Origin of the sequence: Geodermatophilus sabuli, from assembly GCF_010686765.1 — a bacterium.
GTDB lineage: Bacteria > Actinomycetota > Actinomycetes > Mycobacteriales > Geodermatophilaceae > Geodermatophilus > Geodermatophilus sabuli_A.
Window position 1 is genome coordinate 250,382 of the sequence record NZ_JAAGWF010000009.1, and the last position, 16,064, is coordinate 266,445.

A 16,064-nucleotide genomic window follows, 5' to 3' on the forward strand; every position below is an offset into this window, starting at 1 on the left:
TGGCGCTCGTCGTCCCGGTGCCCCGGGGTGCTGGTTGCTGGCAGGCCCTCGCGAGCTCGGTCATGAGGCCACCTTCACGGGCTCGATGCGGAGGGAGCGGCCCAGCCGGGCCTGCTCCTCCGGGGGCAGCAGGGCGACGTAGTCGTCCTTGAAGTACTTCAGCGAGCTGGTGATGCAGCTGGTGGCGCCGTCGCCGAGCGCGCAGAAGGAGCGGCCCAGGATGTTGTCGCAGGTGTCGACGAGGACGTCGAGGTCCTGTGCCGTGCCCCGGCCGTGCGCGATCCGCTCCAGGATCTGCACGAGCCAGTAGGTGCCCTCGCGGCACGGGGTGCACTTGCCGCAGCTCTCGTGCGCGTAGAACTCGGTGAACCGGAGGGTCGCCTCGACGATCGAGTCGGTCTCGTCGAACACCATCAGCGCGGTGGTGCCGAGCATCGAGCCGGCCGCGGCGACCGAGTCGAAGTCCAGCGGGACGTCGAGGTGCTCCGGCGTGAAGTACGGGGTCGAGGAACCGCCGGGCGTCCAGAACTTGAGCTGGTGCCCGGGGCGGACGCCGCCGGCCATCGCCAGCAGCTCCCGCATCGTCGTCCCCATGGGGGCCTCGTACTGCCCCGGCCGGACGACCCGGCCCGACAGCGAGTAGATCTTCGGCCCGGGCGACTTCTCCGGGCCGAACTCCTTGAACCAGTCGGCGCCGCCGCGGACGACGAACGGCACGCTGGCCAGCGTCTCGACGTTGTTGATGACCGTCGGCGCCCCGTACAGGCCGGCCACCGCGGGGAACGGCGGCTTGAGCCGGGGCTGCCCGCGGTAGCCCTCGAGGGAGTCCAGCAGCGCCGTCTCCTCACCGCAGATGTAGGCGCCCGCGCCGGCGTGCACGACGAGTTCCAGGTCGTAGCCCGAGCCCAGGACGTCCCTGCCGAGGTAGCCGGCGGCGTAGGCCTCCTCGACGGCGGACATCAGTCGCCGGTGGGCGTGCACCGCCTCGCCGCGCACGTAGATGACGGCGAAGGAGGACCGGATCGCGTAGGCCGAGATGATCACGCCCTCGACCAGCGAGTGCGGGTCGGCCATCATCAGCGGCAGGTCCTTGCAGGTGCCCGGTTCGCCCTCGTCGGCGTTGACCACCAGGTACTTGGGCATCGCGGCCGGTCCGGTGGGCGTCTCCCCCGGCTTGGGCTGCGGGATGAAGCTCCACTTCATGCCGGTCGGGAAGCCGGCGCCGCCGCGGCCGCGCAGACCGGAGTCCTTGACCAGCCCGACCAGCTCGTCCGGGGTCATCGACAGCGCCGTGCGCAGCGCCGAGTAGCCCTCGAGCCGCTCGTAGGTCGCCAGCCGCCAGGACCGGTCGGCGCCCCAGCGGGTGGTGAGCACGGGTGTGAGGGGCATGGCTCAGGCCTTTCCGGGGCCCTGGCCGGACGTACCCGGCTCGGACCCCGCGGGGGTGTCGGTGCCTGCACGGCCGTCGGGCAGCCGCCGGCCGGCGGGTTCGGGGGCGTCGGGGTGCGAGCCCGCGGCGCCGGCCTCCTCGGCAGGGGTGTCGGCCGCGGCGACCCGCGCGTCGGCCGCCTCCTGTCCGGGCGTCTGGCCGGTGCGCCCGGACGGTGCGACGGTGTCCCGTGGTTCCTGGGCGTCGCGGGCCGGGGTCCCCGGGGTGGGCATGGGTGGCGCCGCCTCGCCCCGTTCCTCGGCCAGGCGCAGGCCCGCCAGGGTCGGCCCGAGGGAGCTGGGCGCGTCGATGGCGGCGGCCATGTCGTAGGGGTCCTCGTACTGGGAGAAACCGGCCAGCTGCCGCGAGACGCCGCGGAAGTCGGTGAGCGGCGCGCCGCGGGTGGGCGACGGCTTGTCGCCCCGCCGCAGGGCGGCCACCAGCTCGCGGGCGCTGGCGACGTCCTGCTGGTCGTAGAACTCGTAGTCCACGGTGACCACGGGGGCGTAGTCGCAGGCGGCCAGACACTCGGCGTGCTCGAGGGTGATCGAGCCGTCGGCCGCGGTCTCGTCGTGGTGGACGCCGAGGTCGGCGGAGAGCGCGTCCATGATCCGCTGGCCGCCGAGCACGCTGCAGAGGGTGTTGGTGCACACGCTGACCAGGTGCCGGCCGGTGGGACGGCGCTTGTACATCGTGTAGAAGGTCGCGACCGCGCCGACCTCGGCCTTGGTGAGGCCCAGCTCCTCGGCGCACAGCGCGACGCCCTCGGGCGAGACGTACCCCTGGTAGCTCTGCACCAGGTGCAGCATCGGCAGCAGCGCCGAGCGCGGCTGCGGATAGCGGGCGATGATCTCCCGCGCCTCGAGCCGGGCCTGGTCGGGAAGCGGTGGCAGGTCGACCGGCGCCGGCTGCACCGGACTGGAGTCCAGTCCGGTGACCGCCGTCCCCTCCGCCGAGCCGGGCAGTGCGCTCATCGGTCCACACCCCCCATGACCGGGTCGAGCGAGGCGATCGCGGCGATGACGTCGGCGATCATGCCGCCCTCGCTCATCGCCGCCGTCGCCTGCAAGTTCACGAAACTGGGGTCGCGGACGTGGACCCGCCACGGGCGGGTGCCACCGTCGCTGACCACGTGGTAGCCGAGCTCGCCGCGCGGGCTCTCGATCGGCACGTACACCTGGCCGGCAGGCACCCGGAAACCCTCGGTGACCAGCTTGAAGTGGTGGATCAGGGCCTCCATCGACTGGCCCATGATGTGCTTGACGTGTTCCAGGGAGTTGCCCATGCCGTCGGGGCCGAGGGACAGCTGCGCCGGCCAGGCGACCTTCCGGTCCTCGACCATCACCGGGCCGGGCGCGAGCCGGTCGAGGGCCTGCTCGACGATCTTGAGCGACTCGTTGACCTCGGCCATGCGGACCAGGTAGCGGCCCCACGCGTCGCAGGTGTCGGCGGTCGGCACCTCGAAGTCGTAGGTCTCGTAGCCGAGGTAGGGGTCGACCTTGCGCAGGTCCCACGGCAGCCCGGCGGCGCGCAGCACGGGACCGGTGACGCCGAGGGCCACGCAGCCGGTGACGTCGAGGTAGCCGGCGTCCTTGAGCCGGGCCTGCCAGATCGGCTGGCCGGTGAGCAGCTTGTGGAAGTCGGCCACCTGCGCCGGCATGACCCGGAGGAACTCGCGGATGTGCTCGACCGCCCCCTCGGGGAGGTCCTGCGCGAGGCCGCCGGGACGGATGTAGGCGTGGTTCATCCGCAGTCCGGTGATCTCCTCGAGCAGGTCGAGGACCAGCTCCCGCTCGCGGAAGCCGTTGGTCATCCCGGTCAGGGCGCCCATCTCCATGCCGAAGGTGGCGAGGGCGACGAGGTGGGAGGCGATCCGGTTGAGCTCCATGACGAGCACGCGGATGGTGGCGGCGCGCTGCGGGATCTCGATGCCGAGCAGCTTCTCGACGGCCATGCAGTAGCCGGCCTCGTTGTACAGCGGCGCCAGGTAGTCCATCCGGGTCACGAACGTCGTGCCCTGCGTCCAGTTGCGGTACTCGGTGTTCTTCTCGATGCCGGTGTGCAGGTAGCCGATGACCACCCGGGCCTTGGTCACCGTCTCGCCCTCGAGGTCGAGGACCAGCCGGAGGACGCCGTGGGTGGAGGGGTGCTGCGGGCCCATGTTGACGACGAGCCGCTCCTCGCCGTACGCCTCGGTGCCGAGGGTCTGGTCCCAGTCGCCACCGGTGACCGTGTAGACGCGGCCCTCGGTGGTCTCCCGCGAGCCGGCATAGGGGTCGTGCGTGGTGGTCACTGTGCGCTCCGTTCGACTCCGGACTCGTTCCGCTCCTCGGTCGCCGGCGCTCCCTGCGATGCTCGCTCGCCCGTCGTCTTCATCGGTAGGACCTCCGGGTGTCCGGCGGCGGGATGGTCGCGTCGTGGTACTCGACGGGCACGCCGCCGAGCGGGTAGTCCTTGCGCTGCGGGTGGCCGTCCCAGTCGTCGGGCATGAGGATCCGGGTGAGCGCCGGGTGGCCGTCGAAGACGATGCCGAACATGTCCCAGGTCTCGCGCTCCTGCCAGTCCGCCGTCGGGTAGATCCCGGTGACCGACGGGACGTGCGGGTCCTCCGCGGTCACGGCCACCTCGAGCCGGATCCGGCGGCGGTAGGTCATCGACGTCAGGTGGAGGACGACGTGGAAGCGCGGTCGGCCCGCGTCGGCCGCGGGGCCGCCGCTGTCGAGGTAGTCGACCCCGGAGACGCTGCTGCACAGCTCGAAGCGCAGCGCCTCGTCGTCCCGCAGGGCCTGGACGAGGGTGAGCAGGTGCTCCCGGGCGACGAAGTAGGTGATCTCGCCACGGTCGACCAGCACCCGCTGCACGGCGGCGGCGTACGTGGCCGCGCCGACCGCCTCGATCAGCGCGTCGGTGACCTCGTCGAACCAGCCGCCGTAGGGCCGCTCGGTGGAGTGCAGCGCGACCGCACCACCCGGCTCGACGCGCACCAGTCCGCCGAAGCCGGAGGTGTCCCCGCTGCCCGAGACGCCGAACGAGCCCTTGCGGAAGCCCCCACCGGATGCGGTGCTCGCCGCGTAGCCGGCCTCCTCGCGGCCCGGGACGACCTCGCCGCCGTCGTTGCTCATCGCCGTTCCTCCGGGAGGAGGACGGCGTTGCCGCCCCGCTGCTCGATCGCGAACTGGCCGGTGCGGCGGTCGGCGGCGGCCCGCTCGTAGGCCTGCCGTGCGGCCTTGTCCACCCGCACGGTCGAGGGCATCTCCACGTGCAGGTCCGGCGCCGTCCCGGCGGCGCGGGCCTCCGCCAGCTGCTTGGCCCGCTTCGGCCCGAGCGGCTCGTTCATGATCTTGTGGTGCAGCTTGAGGATCGCGTCGGTGAGCATCTCCGGCCGCGGCGGGCAGCCCGGCAGGTACATGTCCACCGGGACGATGTGGTCGACGCCCTGCACGATCGCGTAGTTGTTGAACATCCCGCCGGAGCTGGCGCACACGCCCATCGCCAGCACCCAGCGCGGCTCGGGCATCTGGTCGTAGATCTGCCGGAGGACCGGGGCCATCTTCTGGCTCACCCGCCCGGCGACGATCATCAGGTCCGCCTGCCGCGGGGAGGCCCGGAAGACCTCCATGCCGAAGCGGGCCAGGTCGTAGCGGCCGGCACCGGTGGCCATCATCTCGATCGCGCAGCAGGCCAGGCCGAAGGTGGCCGGCCAGAGGGAGGACTTGCGGGTCCAGTTGACCAGCTTCTCCACCGTCGTCAGCAGGACGCCGTTCGGCAGCTTCTCCTCGAGTCCCATCAGGCAGCCCCTCGTCAGTCCCAGTCGAGCCCGCCGCGACGCCAGACGTAGGCGTACGCGATGAAGACGGTGCCGATGAACACGACCATCTCGACGAGCCCGAACAGGCCCAGCGCGTCGTTGGCCACGGCCCACGGATAGAGGAAGACGATCTCGATGTCGAAGACGATGAACAACATCGCGACCAGGTAGTACTTGACCGGGAAGCGGCCACCGGTCAGCGGCTGGTCGACCGGCTCGATGCCGCACTCGTAGGCGGCCAGCTTGGCCCGGTTGTAGCGGCGCGGCCCGACGAACGGCGCGACCGTGACCGAGAACAGCGCGAACGCCGCGGCCAGCGCGAAGAGCCCCACGATCGGGACGTAGGTCGAGAGCATCAGCGGCACCCTACGGTGGCGGAGATCACGGACAGGGCAGGGGACGACGATCGACACAGCGTGTCGACATGGCGTCGGAGCGGAAGGACTCGCACGGCTCAGACCGCCGGGACCAGTCGGGTGAGGACGGCGACGGCGCGGTCGAAACGGTCGCCGTCCCGACCGTCGGAGAGGTTGCCCATCAGCCGCAGCGCGGCCGCCACCATCGCCGGCCGCTTGAGCCCGTGCGCCGTCGCGAAGCGGACGAGGTCCGGCCGGTCGAGGAGGGCGAGGAACGCGGTGCCGAGCCGGTGGTGGCGGCCGTAGGCCTCGCGCAGCCGGGCGGGGTAGCGGCGCAACGCCGCCTCCCCGGACGGGCCCTCGGGCCGGGCCAGCGCGTCGGTCGCGGCCTCGGCGGCCATCGCACCGGTCTCCAGGGCGTAGCTGATGCCCTCGCCGTTGAACGGGTTCACGGTGCCGGCGGCGTCGCCGGCCAGGAGCAGCCCGCGGGTGTAGGCGGGCTGCCGGTGCAGCGCCATGGGCAGCCCGGCGCCGCGCAGCGGGCTGACCGCGTGCTCCTCGCCCAGCTGCCACTCCGGAGGGAGGGTGGCCAGCCAGTCGCGCAGCACCGCGCGGGGCTCGGCGCCCGTGCCGCGCCGGGTGTCCAGCAGGCCGAACCCGACGTTGCTGGTGCCGTTCCCCATGCCGAAGGCCCAGCCGTAGCCGGGCATCGAGTCCTCGCTCGGGCCGGCGGGCGACAGGTCGAAGGAGATGTCGAGGAGGTCGTCGTCGGCCCGCGGGCTGGCCACGTAGCGGCGGACGGCGACACCGAGCGGCCGGTCCTCCCGGCGGACGAGCCCGAGCGCCTTGCCCAGCCGCCCGGACAGGCCCTCGGCCGAGACGACCAGCCGGGCTCGCCAGGTGACCGGCTCCCGCTCGGGGCCCGCGGCGGCGTGCACGCCGGCGACGCGGCCGGCCTCGTCGAGGAGCGGCTCGGTCACCGTGACGTCCTCGACCACGCGGGCACCGGCCGCCGCCGCGTGCGCGGCCAGCTGGGCGTCGAGGTCGCGCCGGTTGCGCACCAGGCTGTACGACGGCCAGGAGGCCAGCCGGGGCCAGTCCACCTCCACCACCTGGCCGCCGCCGGTGACCCGCAGCCCCCGGTGCCGGACCCAGCCGACCGTGTCGACGCCCATGTCGGCGAGCGCCTTCACCCCGCGCGGGGTCAGCCCGTCCCCGCAGACCTTGTCCCGGGGGAACCGGGCCTTCTCGAGGACGACGACGTCGAGGCCGGCGCGAGCTAGGTGCCAGGCGGCCGACGAGCCCGCCGGGCCGGCACCGACGACGAGGACGTCGGCCTGCCGGTCGCCCTCGGTCACGGCGACGCCCCCTCCCCGGAGTTCCCCACTCGCTTGTGAATTGCTTCACAAAGTCGGTCGGTCCCTACTCTAGGCCGGGATGTGAGCCTGGTGACAAGTGGCCACCGGAGACCGCACGTCACGGTTCCGGAAGAGACCCGTCCTCCTCACCGCTCGCATGCTCGCGGCGAGCCTCGCTGGACGGGCCGCCCCGGTCAGACGGTGGGCTTGCGGCCGCGGTGCAGGGCGACGATGCCGCCGGTCAGGTCGCGCCAGCCGACGTCGGCCCAGCCGGCCGCCTGCAGCCGCGCGGCCATCGCCGGCTGGTCGGGCCAGGCCCGGATGGACTCGGCGAGGTACACGTAGGCGTCGGGGTTGCTGCTCACCGCGCGGGCGATCCGCGGCAGCGCCCGCATCAGGTACTCCGTGTAGACGGTGCGGAACGGCGCCCAGGTCGGGCTCGAGAACTCGCAGACCACCAGCGTGCCGCCCGGCCGGGTGACCCGCGAGAACTCCCGCAGGGCGGCGTCGGGGTCGGCGACGTTGCGCAGCCCGAAGGAGATGACGACGGCGTCCACGCTCGCGTCGGCCAGCGGCAGTGCCATGGCGTCGCCGGCCACCTTGGGCACCGGCCGCGCCGCCCCCGCGCGGAGCATGCCCTGCGAGAAGTCGCAGGCGATCGCCCGCACGCCGTCGCCGGCCAGCTCGACGGTGGAGACCGCCGTCCCGGCGGCGACGTCCAGCACGGTCTGCCCCGGCCGGGCAGCCAGCGCCTCGCGCGTGGCCCGGCGCCAGGAGGCGTCCAGGCCCGCGGAGAGCACGGTGTTGGTGAGGTCGTAGCGGCGGGCGACGCGGTCGAACATGGCCGCGACCTCGGCCGGCTGCTTGTCCAGGCCCGCCCGCACCCCGGCGGTGTGTGCGCTCTCTCGCCGGTCTCCCACGGCGCCGACGCTACCGGCCTGCCTACCCTGGGTCCGTGACCGCGGCCGCCGTGACCTCGCCCGGGGCCCGCACGCGCGCCGTCACCACCACCGTCCTGGACGGCGTCCCGGCGCTGCTGGACCTGCTCCCCGCGGCCGGCGCGCTCTCCTGGGTCCGCCGCGGCGAGGGGCTGGTCGGCTGGGGCGAGGCGGCCAGGCTGGAGGTGTCCGGCCCGCGGGCGCTGGCCGAGGCGGCGGCCTGGTGGGCCGACCACAGCGCCGGCCTCGACGTCGACGACACCCTGGACGTGCCCGGCTCCGGGCCGGTGCTGTTCGCCAGCATCGCCTTCGACCCCGCCGCGGGGACGTCGGTGTTCGTCGTCCCCGAGGTGGTCGTCGGACGGCGGGACGGTGTGGCGTGGGTGACCACCACCGGCGGCGCGGACCCCGCCGACGTGCTCGCCGCCTCCCCCGCCCTCGTGCCGGCCCCGCTCGGGCGGCTGCGGTACGCCGACGGCGCGCTGGACCCGGCGTCCTGGTGCGCGACGGTCGACGCGGCGGTGCAGCGGATCACGGCCGGCGACCTCGCCAAGGTGGTCCTGGCCCGCGACCTCCTGGTGACCGCGGACGCCCCCCTGGACCCGCGGGACCTGCTCGGCCGCCTGGCCGCCCGGTTCCCCGGCTGCTGGACCTTCGCCGTCGACGGGCTGCTCGGCGCGACGCCGGAACTGTTGCTGCGGCGGACCGGCCGCGAGCTCTCCTCCCGGGTGCTGGCCGGGACGGCGCCGCGCGGTGCGGGCGCGGAGGACGACCGCCTGGCCGCCGCCCTGCTCGGGTCGGCCAAGGACCGCGCCGAGCACGCGCTCGCCGTCGACTCGCTGGTCGCCGCGCTCGAGCCCTACTGCACCACCCTCACCGCGCCCGCGGAACCCGAGCTGCTGACGCTGGCCAACGTGCGGCACCTGGCCAGCGACGTCACCGGCGTCCAGCGCGGGACGGGAGCCCGCGGCCGGGCCGGGCTGCTCGAGCTGGTCGGCGCCGTGCACCCGACCGCCGCGGTGTGCGGCACCCCCACCGACGCCGCCGCGGCCCTCATCGGCGAGCTCGAGGGCATGGACCGCGGCCGCTACGCCGGACCCGTCGGCTGGCTCGACGCCCGGGGCGACGGCGAGTTCGGCCTGGCACTGCGCTGCGCCCAGCTCAGCGACGACGACCCGGCCACCGCCCGGCTGTTCGCCGGCTGCGGGATCGTCGCCGGGTCGGAGCCGGCCGCGGAGCTGGCCGAGACCCAGGCGAAGTTCGCCGCCTTCCAGGCCGCGCTGGAGGGCTGAGCGCCGGGTCCCGGTGACACAGTGCCGGGGTGAGTGACCTCCCCGACCGGCCGCGCGTCATCCGTGGCGACCGCTCGCTGCCGCCCGGCTATCGGCATCCGCACGCCTCCGAGGAGGCCCGGGCGATCGCCGAGCGCGGGACGGTGCTGCGCGCCCAGGTCGGGTCCGGCGTCCACGGGACGGCGGTGGCCGGGCAGGACGACCGTGACGAGATGGGCCTGTGCCTGGAGCCACCGGAGTTCGTCACCGGCCTGGCGCGGGTGCCCGCGGGGGTCGGCGCGACCACCACCGTGCGGTTCGAGCAGTACCACCGGCACACCGCGTGGGACCGGCCCGGAGGCCTCGCCAGCCGCTCGGGGGCAGGCGACCTCGACGTCGTCGTCTACTCGGCCCGCAAGTGGGCCCGGCTGGCCCTGGCCGGCAACCCGACGGTCCTGCTGCTGCTGTTCGTGCCCGACGACGAGGTCCAGCACCGCGACGAGGCCGGCGTCGAGCTGACCGCGAACGGCACCGGTTCGTCTCCCGGCTGGCCGCCGACCGGTTCCTCGGTTACCTGCGCACCCAGAGGGCGGCGATGACCGGGGAGGCCGGGGCGCGGACCAACCGCCCGGAGCTGGTCGCCGCGCACGGCCACGACGTCAAGTACGCGATGCACGCGCTCCGGCTGGGCGTGCAGGGCGTCGAGCTGCTCACCACCGGCCGGATCACCCTGCCGGTGCCCGAGCCGGACCGCACCCGGCTGCGCGCGGTGCGCCGCGGCGACGTCCCGCTGGCCGAGGTGCTGGCCGAGGTCACCGCCGTCGAGCGGCGGCTGGCGGACCTCCGGGAGAGCGCTGCGGTCCCGCCGGAGCCCGACCGCGGCTGGGTCGACGGCTGGCTGCACCGTTCCCACGAGGCGTACTGGGCGTCGCTGGCCTGAGTCAGTCGCCGGTACGGGCGGCCAGCAGCGTGACGACGCGGACGACGAGGTCCAGCGGCAGGGGATCGCGGTGCCGGAGGTGCATGGCGTCCTTGGCGCCGCGGTAGGGGGCCACGGCCTGCGCCAGCTCGGGGTCGTCCACCTGCTGCGGCAGCGGGTACAGCGCGATGTGCTTCGTCCAGGCCGCGACGTGCACCAGCGACCGGCCGTCGAGGGTGAACGTCGGCATCGCGTAGCGGATCGTCTCGCCCACGCCGGGCACCGCCTCGGCGATGGCCGCCCTGAGGGCCTGCATGCGCTCCCGCACCCGCTCGTCGGGGAGGGCGGCGACGTACTCGTCCACGGTGCTCGGCTCGGCTGCCATCACGGGCTCTCCAGGGCGTCGGAGGCGGCGGTCCGGAGCGCGATGGCGAGCTCCGCCTCGGCCCGCTGGTCGGTGCGCACGACGAGCACCTGGGGGCCCCCGGCCGCGACCGCCGCCGCGAGGTCGGCCGGGGACGCCACGTCGGTGGCCCGCCAGCCGAGCGCGTCGGCCACCGCGACCAGGTCGCGCCCGTGGGGGGTGCCGAACACCCGGCGGTAGCCCGCCTCGAACCGCGGCTGGCCCGGCTCCAGCTGGGCGAAGATGCCGCCGCCGTCGTTGTCGGGGACCACCACGGTGAGGTCCGGCAACTGCTCGCCCTCCCCGCCGAGCAGGCCCTGCAGGTCGTGCAGGAACGTCAGGTCGCCCATCAGCGCCACCGCCGGGCCACCGCCGGCGCGCTGGTGCACCAGCGCCGCCCCGATCGCGGTCGAGATCGTGCCGTCGATGCCCGCGACGCCGCGATTGGCCAGCACGGTGAGCCCGGCGCGGGGCACGGCCAGCCGGTCGACGTCGCGGACCGGCGTCGACGAGCCCAGCACCAGCAGCGCGCCGTCGGGCAGGCCGGCGACCAGGTCGCGGGCCAGGCGGGCGGCGGTCAGCACCGGTCCGGCGTCCAGCAGGCCGTCCACCGCGCGACCCACCCGGTCGGCCGCCGCCCGCCAGGCGGGCAGCCACTCCCGGTCGACCGCCCCGGGCTCGCCGGCGGGGAGTCCCCGGGTGAGGGCGGAGGTCGACCGGCCGGCGTCCGGCCACCGCGGCGACACCGCCGCGGTGACCACCTCGACGGCCGGGTCGGCGAGCAGCGCCCCGACCGGCCGGGAGAGGGTGGGGCGCCCGACGACGACGACCCGGTCGGGTCGGTGGGCGGCCAGCCAGTCCCGCGCGCCCAGCAGCAGGGCACCGCCGCGGACGGCGCCGGAGGGCCAGGCACCGCTGCTGGGCTCGGCGACCACCGGCCAGCCGTACGCCTCGGCCAGCTCCCCCGCCGCCGCGCCCTGGCCGGCCGGCGCGTCGCCCAGCACGACGAGCGTGCGCGGCCGATGCGGCAGCCAGGTGGGTGCGGGCTCGACCGGCGAGGAGGCCGCGGTCCACGGCGCACCGCCGGGTCGGCCGGCCCACGGCTCGGGGAGCGCGGCCGGCGCCGCGTCGTCGGGCAGCAGCGGCTCGCGGACGGGCAGGTTGAGGTGCACGGGCCCGGGGTCGCCGGACAGCGCACCGCGGGCGACGACCAGCGCCTTGGCCACCAGCGAGCGCCAGTACCTGTTCTGCGCGGCCTCGCGACCGGCCTCGGGCACGCCGACGTCGACGGCCGCCCGGACCGCGGCGCCGTAGAGGCCGGGCTGCACGATCGTCTGGTTGGCGCCGGTGTCCCGGAGCTCCGGCGGGCGGTCGGCGGTCAGCGCGAGCAGCGGCACGCCGGCCGCGTCGGCCTCGAGGACGGCGGCGTGCAGGTGCGCGGTCGCCGTGCCGGAGGTGGTGAGCACCGGCACCGGCCGGCCCGACGCCTTGGCCAGGCCGAGCGCGAGGAAGGACGCCGTCCGCTCGTCGATCCGCACGTGCAGGGTCAGCCGGCCGGCCCGCTCGGCCTCGAACAGCGCCAGCGCGACCGGCGCCGACCGCGACCCGGGGGCGAGCACCGCGTCGGTGACGCCGCCGCGGACCAGTTCGTCCACCAGCACGCGGGCGAACGCCGTGGACGGGTTCACCCGCGCACCGCCGTCACCCGGGCCCGCCAGCGCACCTCGACGTCGGACGGGGCGGCGAGGTCGGCCAGCCGGTCGGGCTCGACGGCCCGCACCGGCAGCGCGCCGTCCACCGGGAGCAGCGGCTCACTCGTGACGTCCCCGGTGAACAGGGCGACGGTGGCCAGCCCGCAGGCGAACGGCAGCTCCGGCAGCGCCGCGGCCAGCGCCACCCCGGCGGCGATGCCGACCGACGACTCCAGCGCGGAGGAGACGACGCAGGGCAGGCCGTGCGCCTCGGCCACCCGCAGCGCCGCGCGCACCCCGCCGAGGGGCTGCACCTTGAGGACGACGACGTCCCCGGCCTCGCGCAGGTCCACCCGCAGGGGGTCTTCCGAGCGGCGCACTCCCTCGTCGACGGCGACCGGGACGTCGATCCGCCGGCGCAGCGCGGCGAGCTCGTCGAGGGTGGCGCAGGGCTGCTCGACGTACTCCAGCCCCACCCGGCCCAGCTCGCGGATGCGGCCGACGGCGGTGTCGACGTCCCAGGCGGCGTTGGCGTCCACCCGGATCGCACCGGAGGGCCCGAGCGCGTCCCGCACGGCCTCGACCCGGGCGAGGTCGTCGGCACGGGACTGCCCCGGCTCGGCGACCTTCACCTTCGCGGTGCGGCAACCGGAGGCGGTGACGATCGCGTGCGCCCGGTCCGCGTCGACGGCGGGCACGGTCACGTTGACCGGCACCGTCCGCCGCACCGGCGTCGGCCACCCCTCGCAGGCGGCCTCGACCGCCGCGGCCCACCAGCGCCGGCTCTCCGCGACGTCGTAGTCCCAGAAGGGCGAGAACTCGCCCCAGCCGGCCGGCCCGCGCACCAGGACGCCGTCGCGGACGTCGAGGCCGCGGAAGCGGGTGCGCAGCGGGACCGACCAGACCTGCGGCTGGAGCTGCTCCCCGGCCGCGGCGATCACAGGGCCAGCCTAGGAGAAGGACCCGCTGCCCCCACCGCTCGCGAGCTCGCGGCGGGTCCCGGCAGAGGGCCGCAGTAGCCTGGACACTCGTGGCCCGGCACCTGACCCTCGTGCGCGCGCCGCAGGACCCGCTCGACCTGCTGCCCGCCGTGCACGCCGCCCTCGACGGGCGGGCGCCGCTCGCGGTGCTCCCCGCCGGGCCGCCGGCCGCGGAGGCCGCCGCCCGCGCGGTGCTGCGCCCCGAGCAGCCACTGGAGGACGGCGCCGACCTCGTCGTGGTCACCTCGGGCTCGACCGGGAGCGGCCGCGGCGTGCTGCTGCCGGCCGGCGCGCTGCGTGCCTCGGGCGAGGCGACCCTCGCCCGCCTCGGCGGCCCGGGGTCCTGGCTCCTGACGCTGCCGGTGTCGGCGGTCGCCGGGCTGCAGGTGCTGTGCCGGTCGCTGCTCGCCGGGACGGCGCCCACCGTGCTCGCGCGGGGCGAGCCGCTGGCCGGTGCCCTGGCCCGGATGCCGGGCGGCCGCCGGTACACCGCGCTGGTGCCGACCCAGCTGCGCCGCTTCCTCGACGCCGAGCCCACTGCCCTGCGGGCGTTCGACGGGGTGCTGGTCGGCGGCGCGGCCACCGATCCCGCGCTGCTCGCGCGGGCCCGGGCGGCCGGGGTCGCCGTGGTGACCACCTACGGGATGACCGAGACCGCGGGGGGCTGCGTCTACGACGGGGAGCCCCTGGACGGCGTCCGGGTGCGCACCGGCGGCGGCGGGATCGAGCTGGCCGGCCCGGTGCTGGCCCTGGGCTACCGCCTGGACCCGGACGGGACCGCGACGGCGTTCGAGGGCGGCTGGTTCCGCACCCGGGACGCCGGCACCCTCGACCCTGCCGGCCGGCTCACCGTGCACGGCCGGCTGGACGACGTCGTGGTCACCGGTGGGGTGAACGTCGCCCCGCAGGCCGTGGAGGGGGCGCTGCGCGAGCACCCGGACGTCGCCGACGCGGTGGTCTTCGGCCGCCCCGACGACGAGTGGGGCCAGCGGGTGGTGGCCGCGATCGTGCCGGCGTCCGGCGCCGACCCGGACCTGGCGGTGCTGCGCCCGTGGGTCGCCGAGCGCCTCGGCGCGCCGGCGGCGCCGCGGGAGCTGCACCGCATCCCCGCCGTCCCGACCCTGCACACCGGCAAGCCCGACCGTCGCCGCGTCTCGGCGGCACTGTCCCAGGAGGCGCACTGACCGTGGCCACCCCCGCCCAGTGGCTGGCCGGCGCCCGCCCCCGCACGCTGCCGGCGGCGCTGGCCCCGGTGCTCGTCGGCACCGGGGCGGCCGCGGCGCTCGGCGGCTTCCGGCTGGTCCCGGCGCTGCTGGCGCTGGTCGTCGCCCTCGCCCTGCAGGTGGCGGTCAACTACGCCAACGACCACTCCGACGGCAAGCGCGGGACCGACGCCGACCGGGTGGGGCCGATGCGGCTGGTCGGCTCGGGCGCCGCGACCGCGCGGCAGGTGCTGGTCGCGGCGCTGCTGGCCTTCGGTGTCGCCGCGCTGGCCGGGCTGGTCCTGGCGGCGATGTCGAGCTGGTGGCTGGTGGCGGTGGGCGCGGCCTGCATCGCGGCCGCGTGGACCTACACCGGTGGCCCCCTCCCCTACGGCTACCGGGCGCTGGGCGAGGTCTTCGTCTTCGTCTTCTTCGGCCTGGTCGCCGTCGTCGGGACGACGTTCGTGCAGACCGGCTCGGTCGACGGGCTCGCGGTGGCCGCTGCGGTGCCGATCGGGCTGCTGATCGTGGCGATCCTGGTGGTCAACAACCTGCGCGACATCGCGGGCGACGCCACCGCCGGCAAGCGCACGCTGGCGGTCCTGATGGGCGAGCGCGGCACCCGGGTGACCTTCGCGGCGCTGGTCGTCGTGGCGTTCGCCGCGGTGGTCGCCATCGGGGTGGTCCGGCCGGAGGTGCTGCTCGGCCTGGTCGCCGTCCCGCTGGCGGTGCCGCCGGTGCGCACCGTGCTCTCCGGTGGGCGCGGCCCGGCGCTGATCGGCGCGCTGCAGGGCACCGGGCTGCTCACCCTCGCCGCCGGCGTCCTGCTCGGGATCGGCCTCGCCCTCAGCGGCTGACGGCGCGGCCCATTGCGCCCAGAACCACCTCATCGCGGACCCGGTGGGGTGGTTCTCGGCGCGATCGGCCGTCAGGTGTCGTCGCCGGTGAGCCGGGCGTCGAGGTCCTGCTTGGCGTGCTTGCGCGCGATGCTCCGCGCGGCGAGGCCCTCGGTCAGCCGCTCCCGCGAGGGACGCAGCAGCAGGTAGGACACCGGCATCGACAGCAGCAACCCGAACAGCAGGCCCGGGAAGCCCTCGAGCCCGAGCCACCACAGCAGCAGCACCAGGGCGGCGGCGATGGCGATCCGGCCGACGGTGTAGACGACCAGCCAGGGCGCGATCTTCGGTGGGGCCGCGGGACCCCCTGTCGGCGCGCCCGGCACCGTCGGTTCAGCCTCGGCCATGGCGGCCCTCCCACTTGGTCGACAGGACGACGGTCGTCCGGGTGCGTGCCACGCCCCTGATCCGGTTCAACGTGCTGATGGCCGCCTCCAGTGCCGGGATGTCGGTCACGCGCACCTTGAGCACGTAGCCCTCGCTGCCGGCCACCCGCCAGCAGTCCTCGACCTCCGGCATGGCAGCCAGCGCCTGCTCGAGGCCGGTGTCGTCCACCGCGTCGCTCTCGATGACGCTGATCAGCGCCGTGACGTCCAGACCGACCGACGGCGGGTCGATGACCGCCCGGTAACCGGTGATGACACCGGCGGCCTCGAGCTTGCCGACCCGCTCGTGGACCGCGGGCGAGGAGAGTCCCACCTGGCGGGCGAGCTCGGCGTAGCTGGCCCGGCCGTTGGCGCGCAGCAGGTCGATCAGCTGCCGGTCGACGGCGTCGATGGCGCTCTCCTCCCGCTGTCGCGTGCACTGCCGCGG

The 16,064-nt window shown here is 75.5% G+C and carries 18 protein-coding genes; 5 read left to right on the forward strand and 13 right to left on the reverse strand.

Annotated elements, in window-relative coordinates; translation table 11 throughout:
- Window positions 1-60: 60 nt before the first annotated feature.
- The 8 genes from nuoF to GCU56_RS09970 all read right to left on the reverse strand — a co-directional run bounded on the left by nuoF (window position 61) and on the right by GCU56_RS09970 (window position 7,871).
- Entirely contained in the window at window positions 61-1,389 is a 1,329-nt protein-coding gene (nuoF, locus tag GCU56_RS09935; protein WP_163481550.1) for an NADH-quinone oxidoreductase subunit NuoF, read from the reverse strand.
- A 3-nt stretch (window positions 1,390-1,392) separates the two neighbouring features.
- On the reverse strand, window positions 1,393-2,403 hold the full coding sequence (gene nuoE, locus GCU56_RS09940; RefSeq protein ID WP_163481551.1) for an NADH-quinone oxidoreductase subunit NuoE: 1,011 nt from the start codon (window positions 2,401-2,403) through the stop codon (window positions 1,393-1,395).
- Window positions 2,400-3,722 carry an NADH-quinone oxidoreductase subunit D gene (locus GCU56_RS09945; protein WP_163481552.1) on the reverse strand — a complete coding sequence of 441 codons (1,323 nt, stop codon included), beginning with the start codon at window positions 3,720-3,722 and terminating at the stop codon, window positions 2,400-2,402. The genes nuoE and GCU56_RS09945 overlap by 4 nt, the downstream gene beginning before the upstream one ends.
- Before the next feature lie 79 nt (window positions 3,723-3,801).
- A complete protein-coding gene (locus tag GCU56_RS09950; protein ID WP_163481553.1) occupies window positions 3,802-4,551 on the reverse strand; it encodes an NADH-quinone oxidoreductase subunit C in 750 nt (249 codons plus the stop codon).
- Window positions 4,548-5,216: a NuoB/complex I 20 kDa subunit family protein gene (locus GCU56_RS09955; RefSeq protein ID WP_163481554.1), complete on the reverse strand. Its 669-nt coding sequence runs from the start codon at window positions 5,214-5,216 to the stop codon at window positions 4,548-4,550. Before GCU56_RS09955 ends, GCU56_RS09950 begins: the two co-directional genes overlap by 4 nt.
- Before the next feature lie 14 nt (window positions 5,217-5,230).
- Entirely contained in the window at window positions 5,231-5,593 is a 363-nt protein-coding gene (locus GCU56_RS09960; protein ID WP_163481555.1) for an NADH-quinone oxidoreductase subunit A, read from the reverse strand.
- 98 nt (window positions 5,594-5,691) lie between these two features.
- Window positions 5,692-6,951, reverse strand: a complete 1,260-nt coding sequence (locus GCU56_RS09965) for a geranylgeranyl reductase family protein (protein ID WP_163481556.1) — start codon at window positions 6,949-6,951, stop codon at window positions 5,692-5,694.
- 194 nt (window positions 6,952-7,145) lie between these two features.
- Window positions 7,146-7,871, reverse strand: coding sequence for a demethylmenaquinone methyltransferase (locus tag GCU56_RS09970; RefSeq protein WP_163481557.1), 726 nt, complete (start codon window positions 7,869-7,871; stop codon window positions 7,146-7,148).
- A 35-nt stretch (window positions 7,872-7,906) separates the two neighbouring features.
- On the opposite strand from GCU56_RS09970, the gene GCU56_RS09975 reads away from it, so the two are divergent.
- Genes GCU56_RS09975 through GCU56_RS25150 form a run of 3 tightly spaced genes read left to right on the forward strand, consistent with a single transcriptional unit; the run spans window position 7,907 to window position 10,100 of the window.
- The gene (locus GCU56_RS09975) at window positions 7,907-9,181 is read left to right on the forward strand and encodes an isochorismate synthase (RefSeq protein WP_163481558.1); all 1,275 of its coding nucleotides are present in this window, start codon (window positions 7,907-7,909) and stop codon (window positions 9,179-9,181) included.
- 29 nt (window positions 9,182-9,210) lie between these two features.
- Complete coding sequence (locus tag GCU56_RS25145; protein ID WP_204331766.1) at window positions 9,211-9,759, forward strand: DNA polymerase beta superfamily protein; 549 nt, start codon at window positions 9,211-9,213, stop codon at window positions 9,757-9,759.
- Complete coding sequence (locus GCU56_RS25150) at window positions 9,756-10,100, forward strand: nucleotidyltransferase domain-containing protein (protein WP_204331876.1); 345 nt, start codon at window positions 9,756-9,758, stop codon at window positions 10,098-10,100. The genes GCU56_RS25145 and GCU56_RS25150 overlap by 4 nt, the downstream gene beginning before the upstream one ends.
- 1 nt (window position 10,101) lies before the next feature.
- On the opposite strand, the gene GCU56_RS09985 is transcribed toward GCU56_RS25150, so the two are convergent.
- From GCU56_RS09985 to GCU56_RS09995, 3 genes are read right to left on the reverse strand one after another with little or no spacing between them, the layout of a single operon-like run.
- Entirely contained in the window at window positions 10,102-10,464 is a 363-nt protein-coding gene (locus GCU56_RS09985; RefSeq protein ID WP_163481559.1) for an iron chaperone, read from the reverse strand.
- Window positions 10,464-12,170: a 2-succinyl-5-enolpyruvyl-6-hydroxy-3-cyclohexene-1-carboxylic-acid synthase gene (gene menD, locus GCU56_RS09990; RefSeq protein WP_163481560.1), complete on the reverse strand. Its 1,707-nt coding sequence runs from the start codon at window positions 12,168-12,170 to the stop codon at window positions 10,464-10,466. Before menD ends, GCU56_RS09985 begins: the two co-directional genes overlap by 1 nt.
- The gene (locus GCU56_RS09995) at window positions 12,167-13,114 is read right to left on the reverse strand and encodes an o-succinylbenzoate synthase (protein WP_163481561.1); all 948 of its coding nucleotides are present in this window, start codon (window positions 13,112-13,114) and stop codon (window positions 12,167-12,169) included. The genes menD and GCU56_RS09995 overlap by 4 nt, the downstream gene beginning before the upstream one ends.
- Before the next feature lie 89 nt (window positions 13,115-13,203).
- On the opposite strand from GCU56_RS09995, the gene menE reads away from it, so the two are divergent.
- Both menE and GCU56_RS10005 read left to right on the forward strand, forming a co-directional pair.
- The gene (gene menE / locus GCU56_RS10000; protein ID WP_163481562.1) at window positions 13,204-14,337 is read left to right on the forward strand and encodes an o-succinylbenzoate--CoA ligase; all 1,134 of its coding nucleotides are present in this window, start codon (window positions 13,204-13,206) and stop codon (window positions 14,335-14,337) included.
- Between the two features lie 2 nt (window positions 14,338-14,339).
- On the forward strand, window positions 14,340-15,212 hold the full coding sequence (locus tag GCU56_RS10005; protein WP_163481563.1) for a 1,4-dihydroxy-2-naphthoate polyprenyltransferase: 873 nt from the start codon (window positions 14,340-14,342) through the stop codon (window positions 15,210-15,212).
- A gap of 71 nt (window positions 15,213-15,283) precedes the next feature.
- Here GCU56_RS10005 and GCU56_RS10010 read toward each other — a convergent pair whose 3' ends face one another.
- Window positions 15,284-15,598 carry a DUF4229 domain-containing protein gene (locus tag GCU56_RS10010; RefSeq protein WP_163481564.1) on the reverse strand — a complete coding sequence of 105 codons (315 nt, stop codon included), beginning with the start codon at window positions 15,596-15,598 and terminating at the stop codon, window positions 15,284-15,286.
- Window positions 15,585-16,028 (reverse strand): Lrp/AsnC ligand binding domain-containing protein, encoded by a 444-nt coding sequence (locus tag GCU56_RS25155; protein WP_163481675.1) that lies wholly within the window; start codon window positions 16,026-16,028, stop codon window positions 15,585-15,587. Before GCU56_RS25155 ends, GCU56_RS10010 begins: the two co-directional genes overlap by 14 nt.
- Window positions 16,029-16,064 lie beyond the last annotated feature (36 nt).

What these genes read in the sequence shown, in the direction of transcription:
- nuoF (WP_163481550.1), bottom strand. Translation starts at nt 1,389, where the DNA reads ATGCCCCTCACACCCGTGCTCACCACCCGCTGGGGCGCCGACCGGTCC.
- nuoE (WP_163481551.1), bottom strand. Translation starts at nt 2,403, where the DNA reads ATGAGCGCACTGCCCGGCTCGGCGGAGGGGACGGCGGTCACCGGACTG.
- GCU56_RS09950 (WP_163481553.1), bottom strand. Translation starts at nt 4,551, where the DNA reads ATGAGCAACGACGGCGGCGAGGTCGTCCCGGGCCGCGAGGAGGCCGGC.
- GCU56_RS09955 (WP_163481554.1), bottom strand. Translation starts at nt 5,216, where the DNA reads ATGGGACTCGAGGAGAAGCTGCCGAACGGCGTCCTGCTGACGACGGTG.
- GCU56_RS09960 (WP_163481555.1), bottom strand. Translation starts at nt 5,593, where the DNA reads ATGCTCTCGACCTACGTCCCGATCGTGGGGCTCTTCGCGCTGGCCGCG.
- GCU56_RS25150 (WP_204331876.1), top strand. Translation starts at nt 9,756, where the DNA reads ATGACCGGGGAGGCCGGGGCGCGGACCAACCGCCCGGAGCTGGTCGCC.
- GCU56_RS09985 (WP_163481559.1), bottom strand. Translation starts at nt 10,464, where the DNA reads ATGGCAGCCGAGCCGAGCACCGTGGACGAGTACGTCGCCGCCCTCCCC.
- GCU56_RS10010 (WP_163481564.1), bottom strand. Translation starts at nt 15,598, where the DNA reads ATGGCCGAGGCTGAACCGACGGTGCCGGGCGCGCCGACAGGGGGTCCC.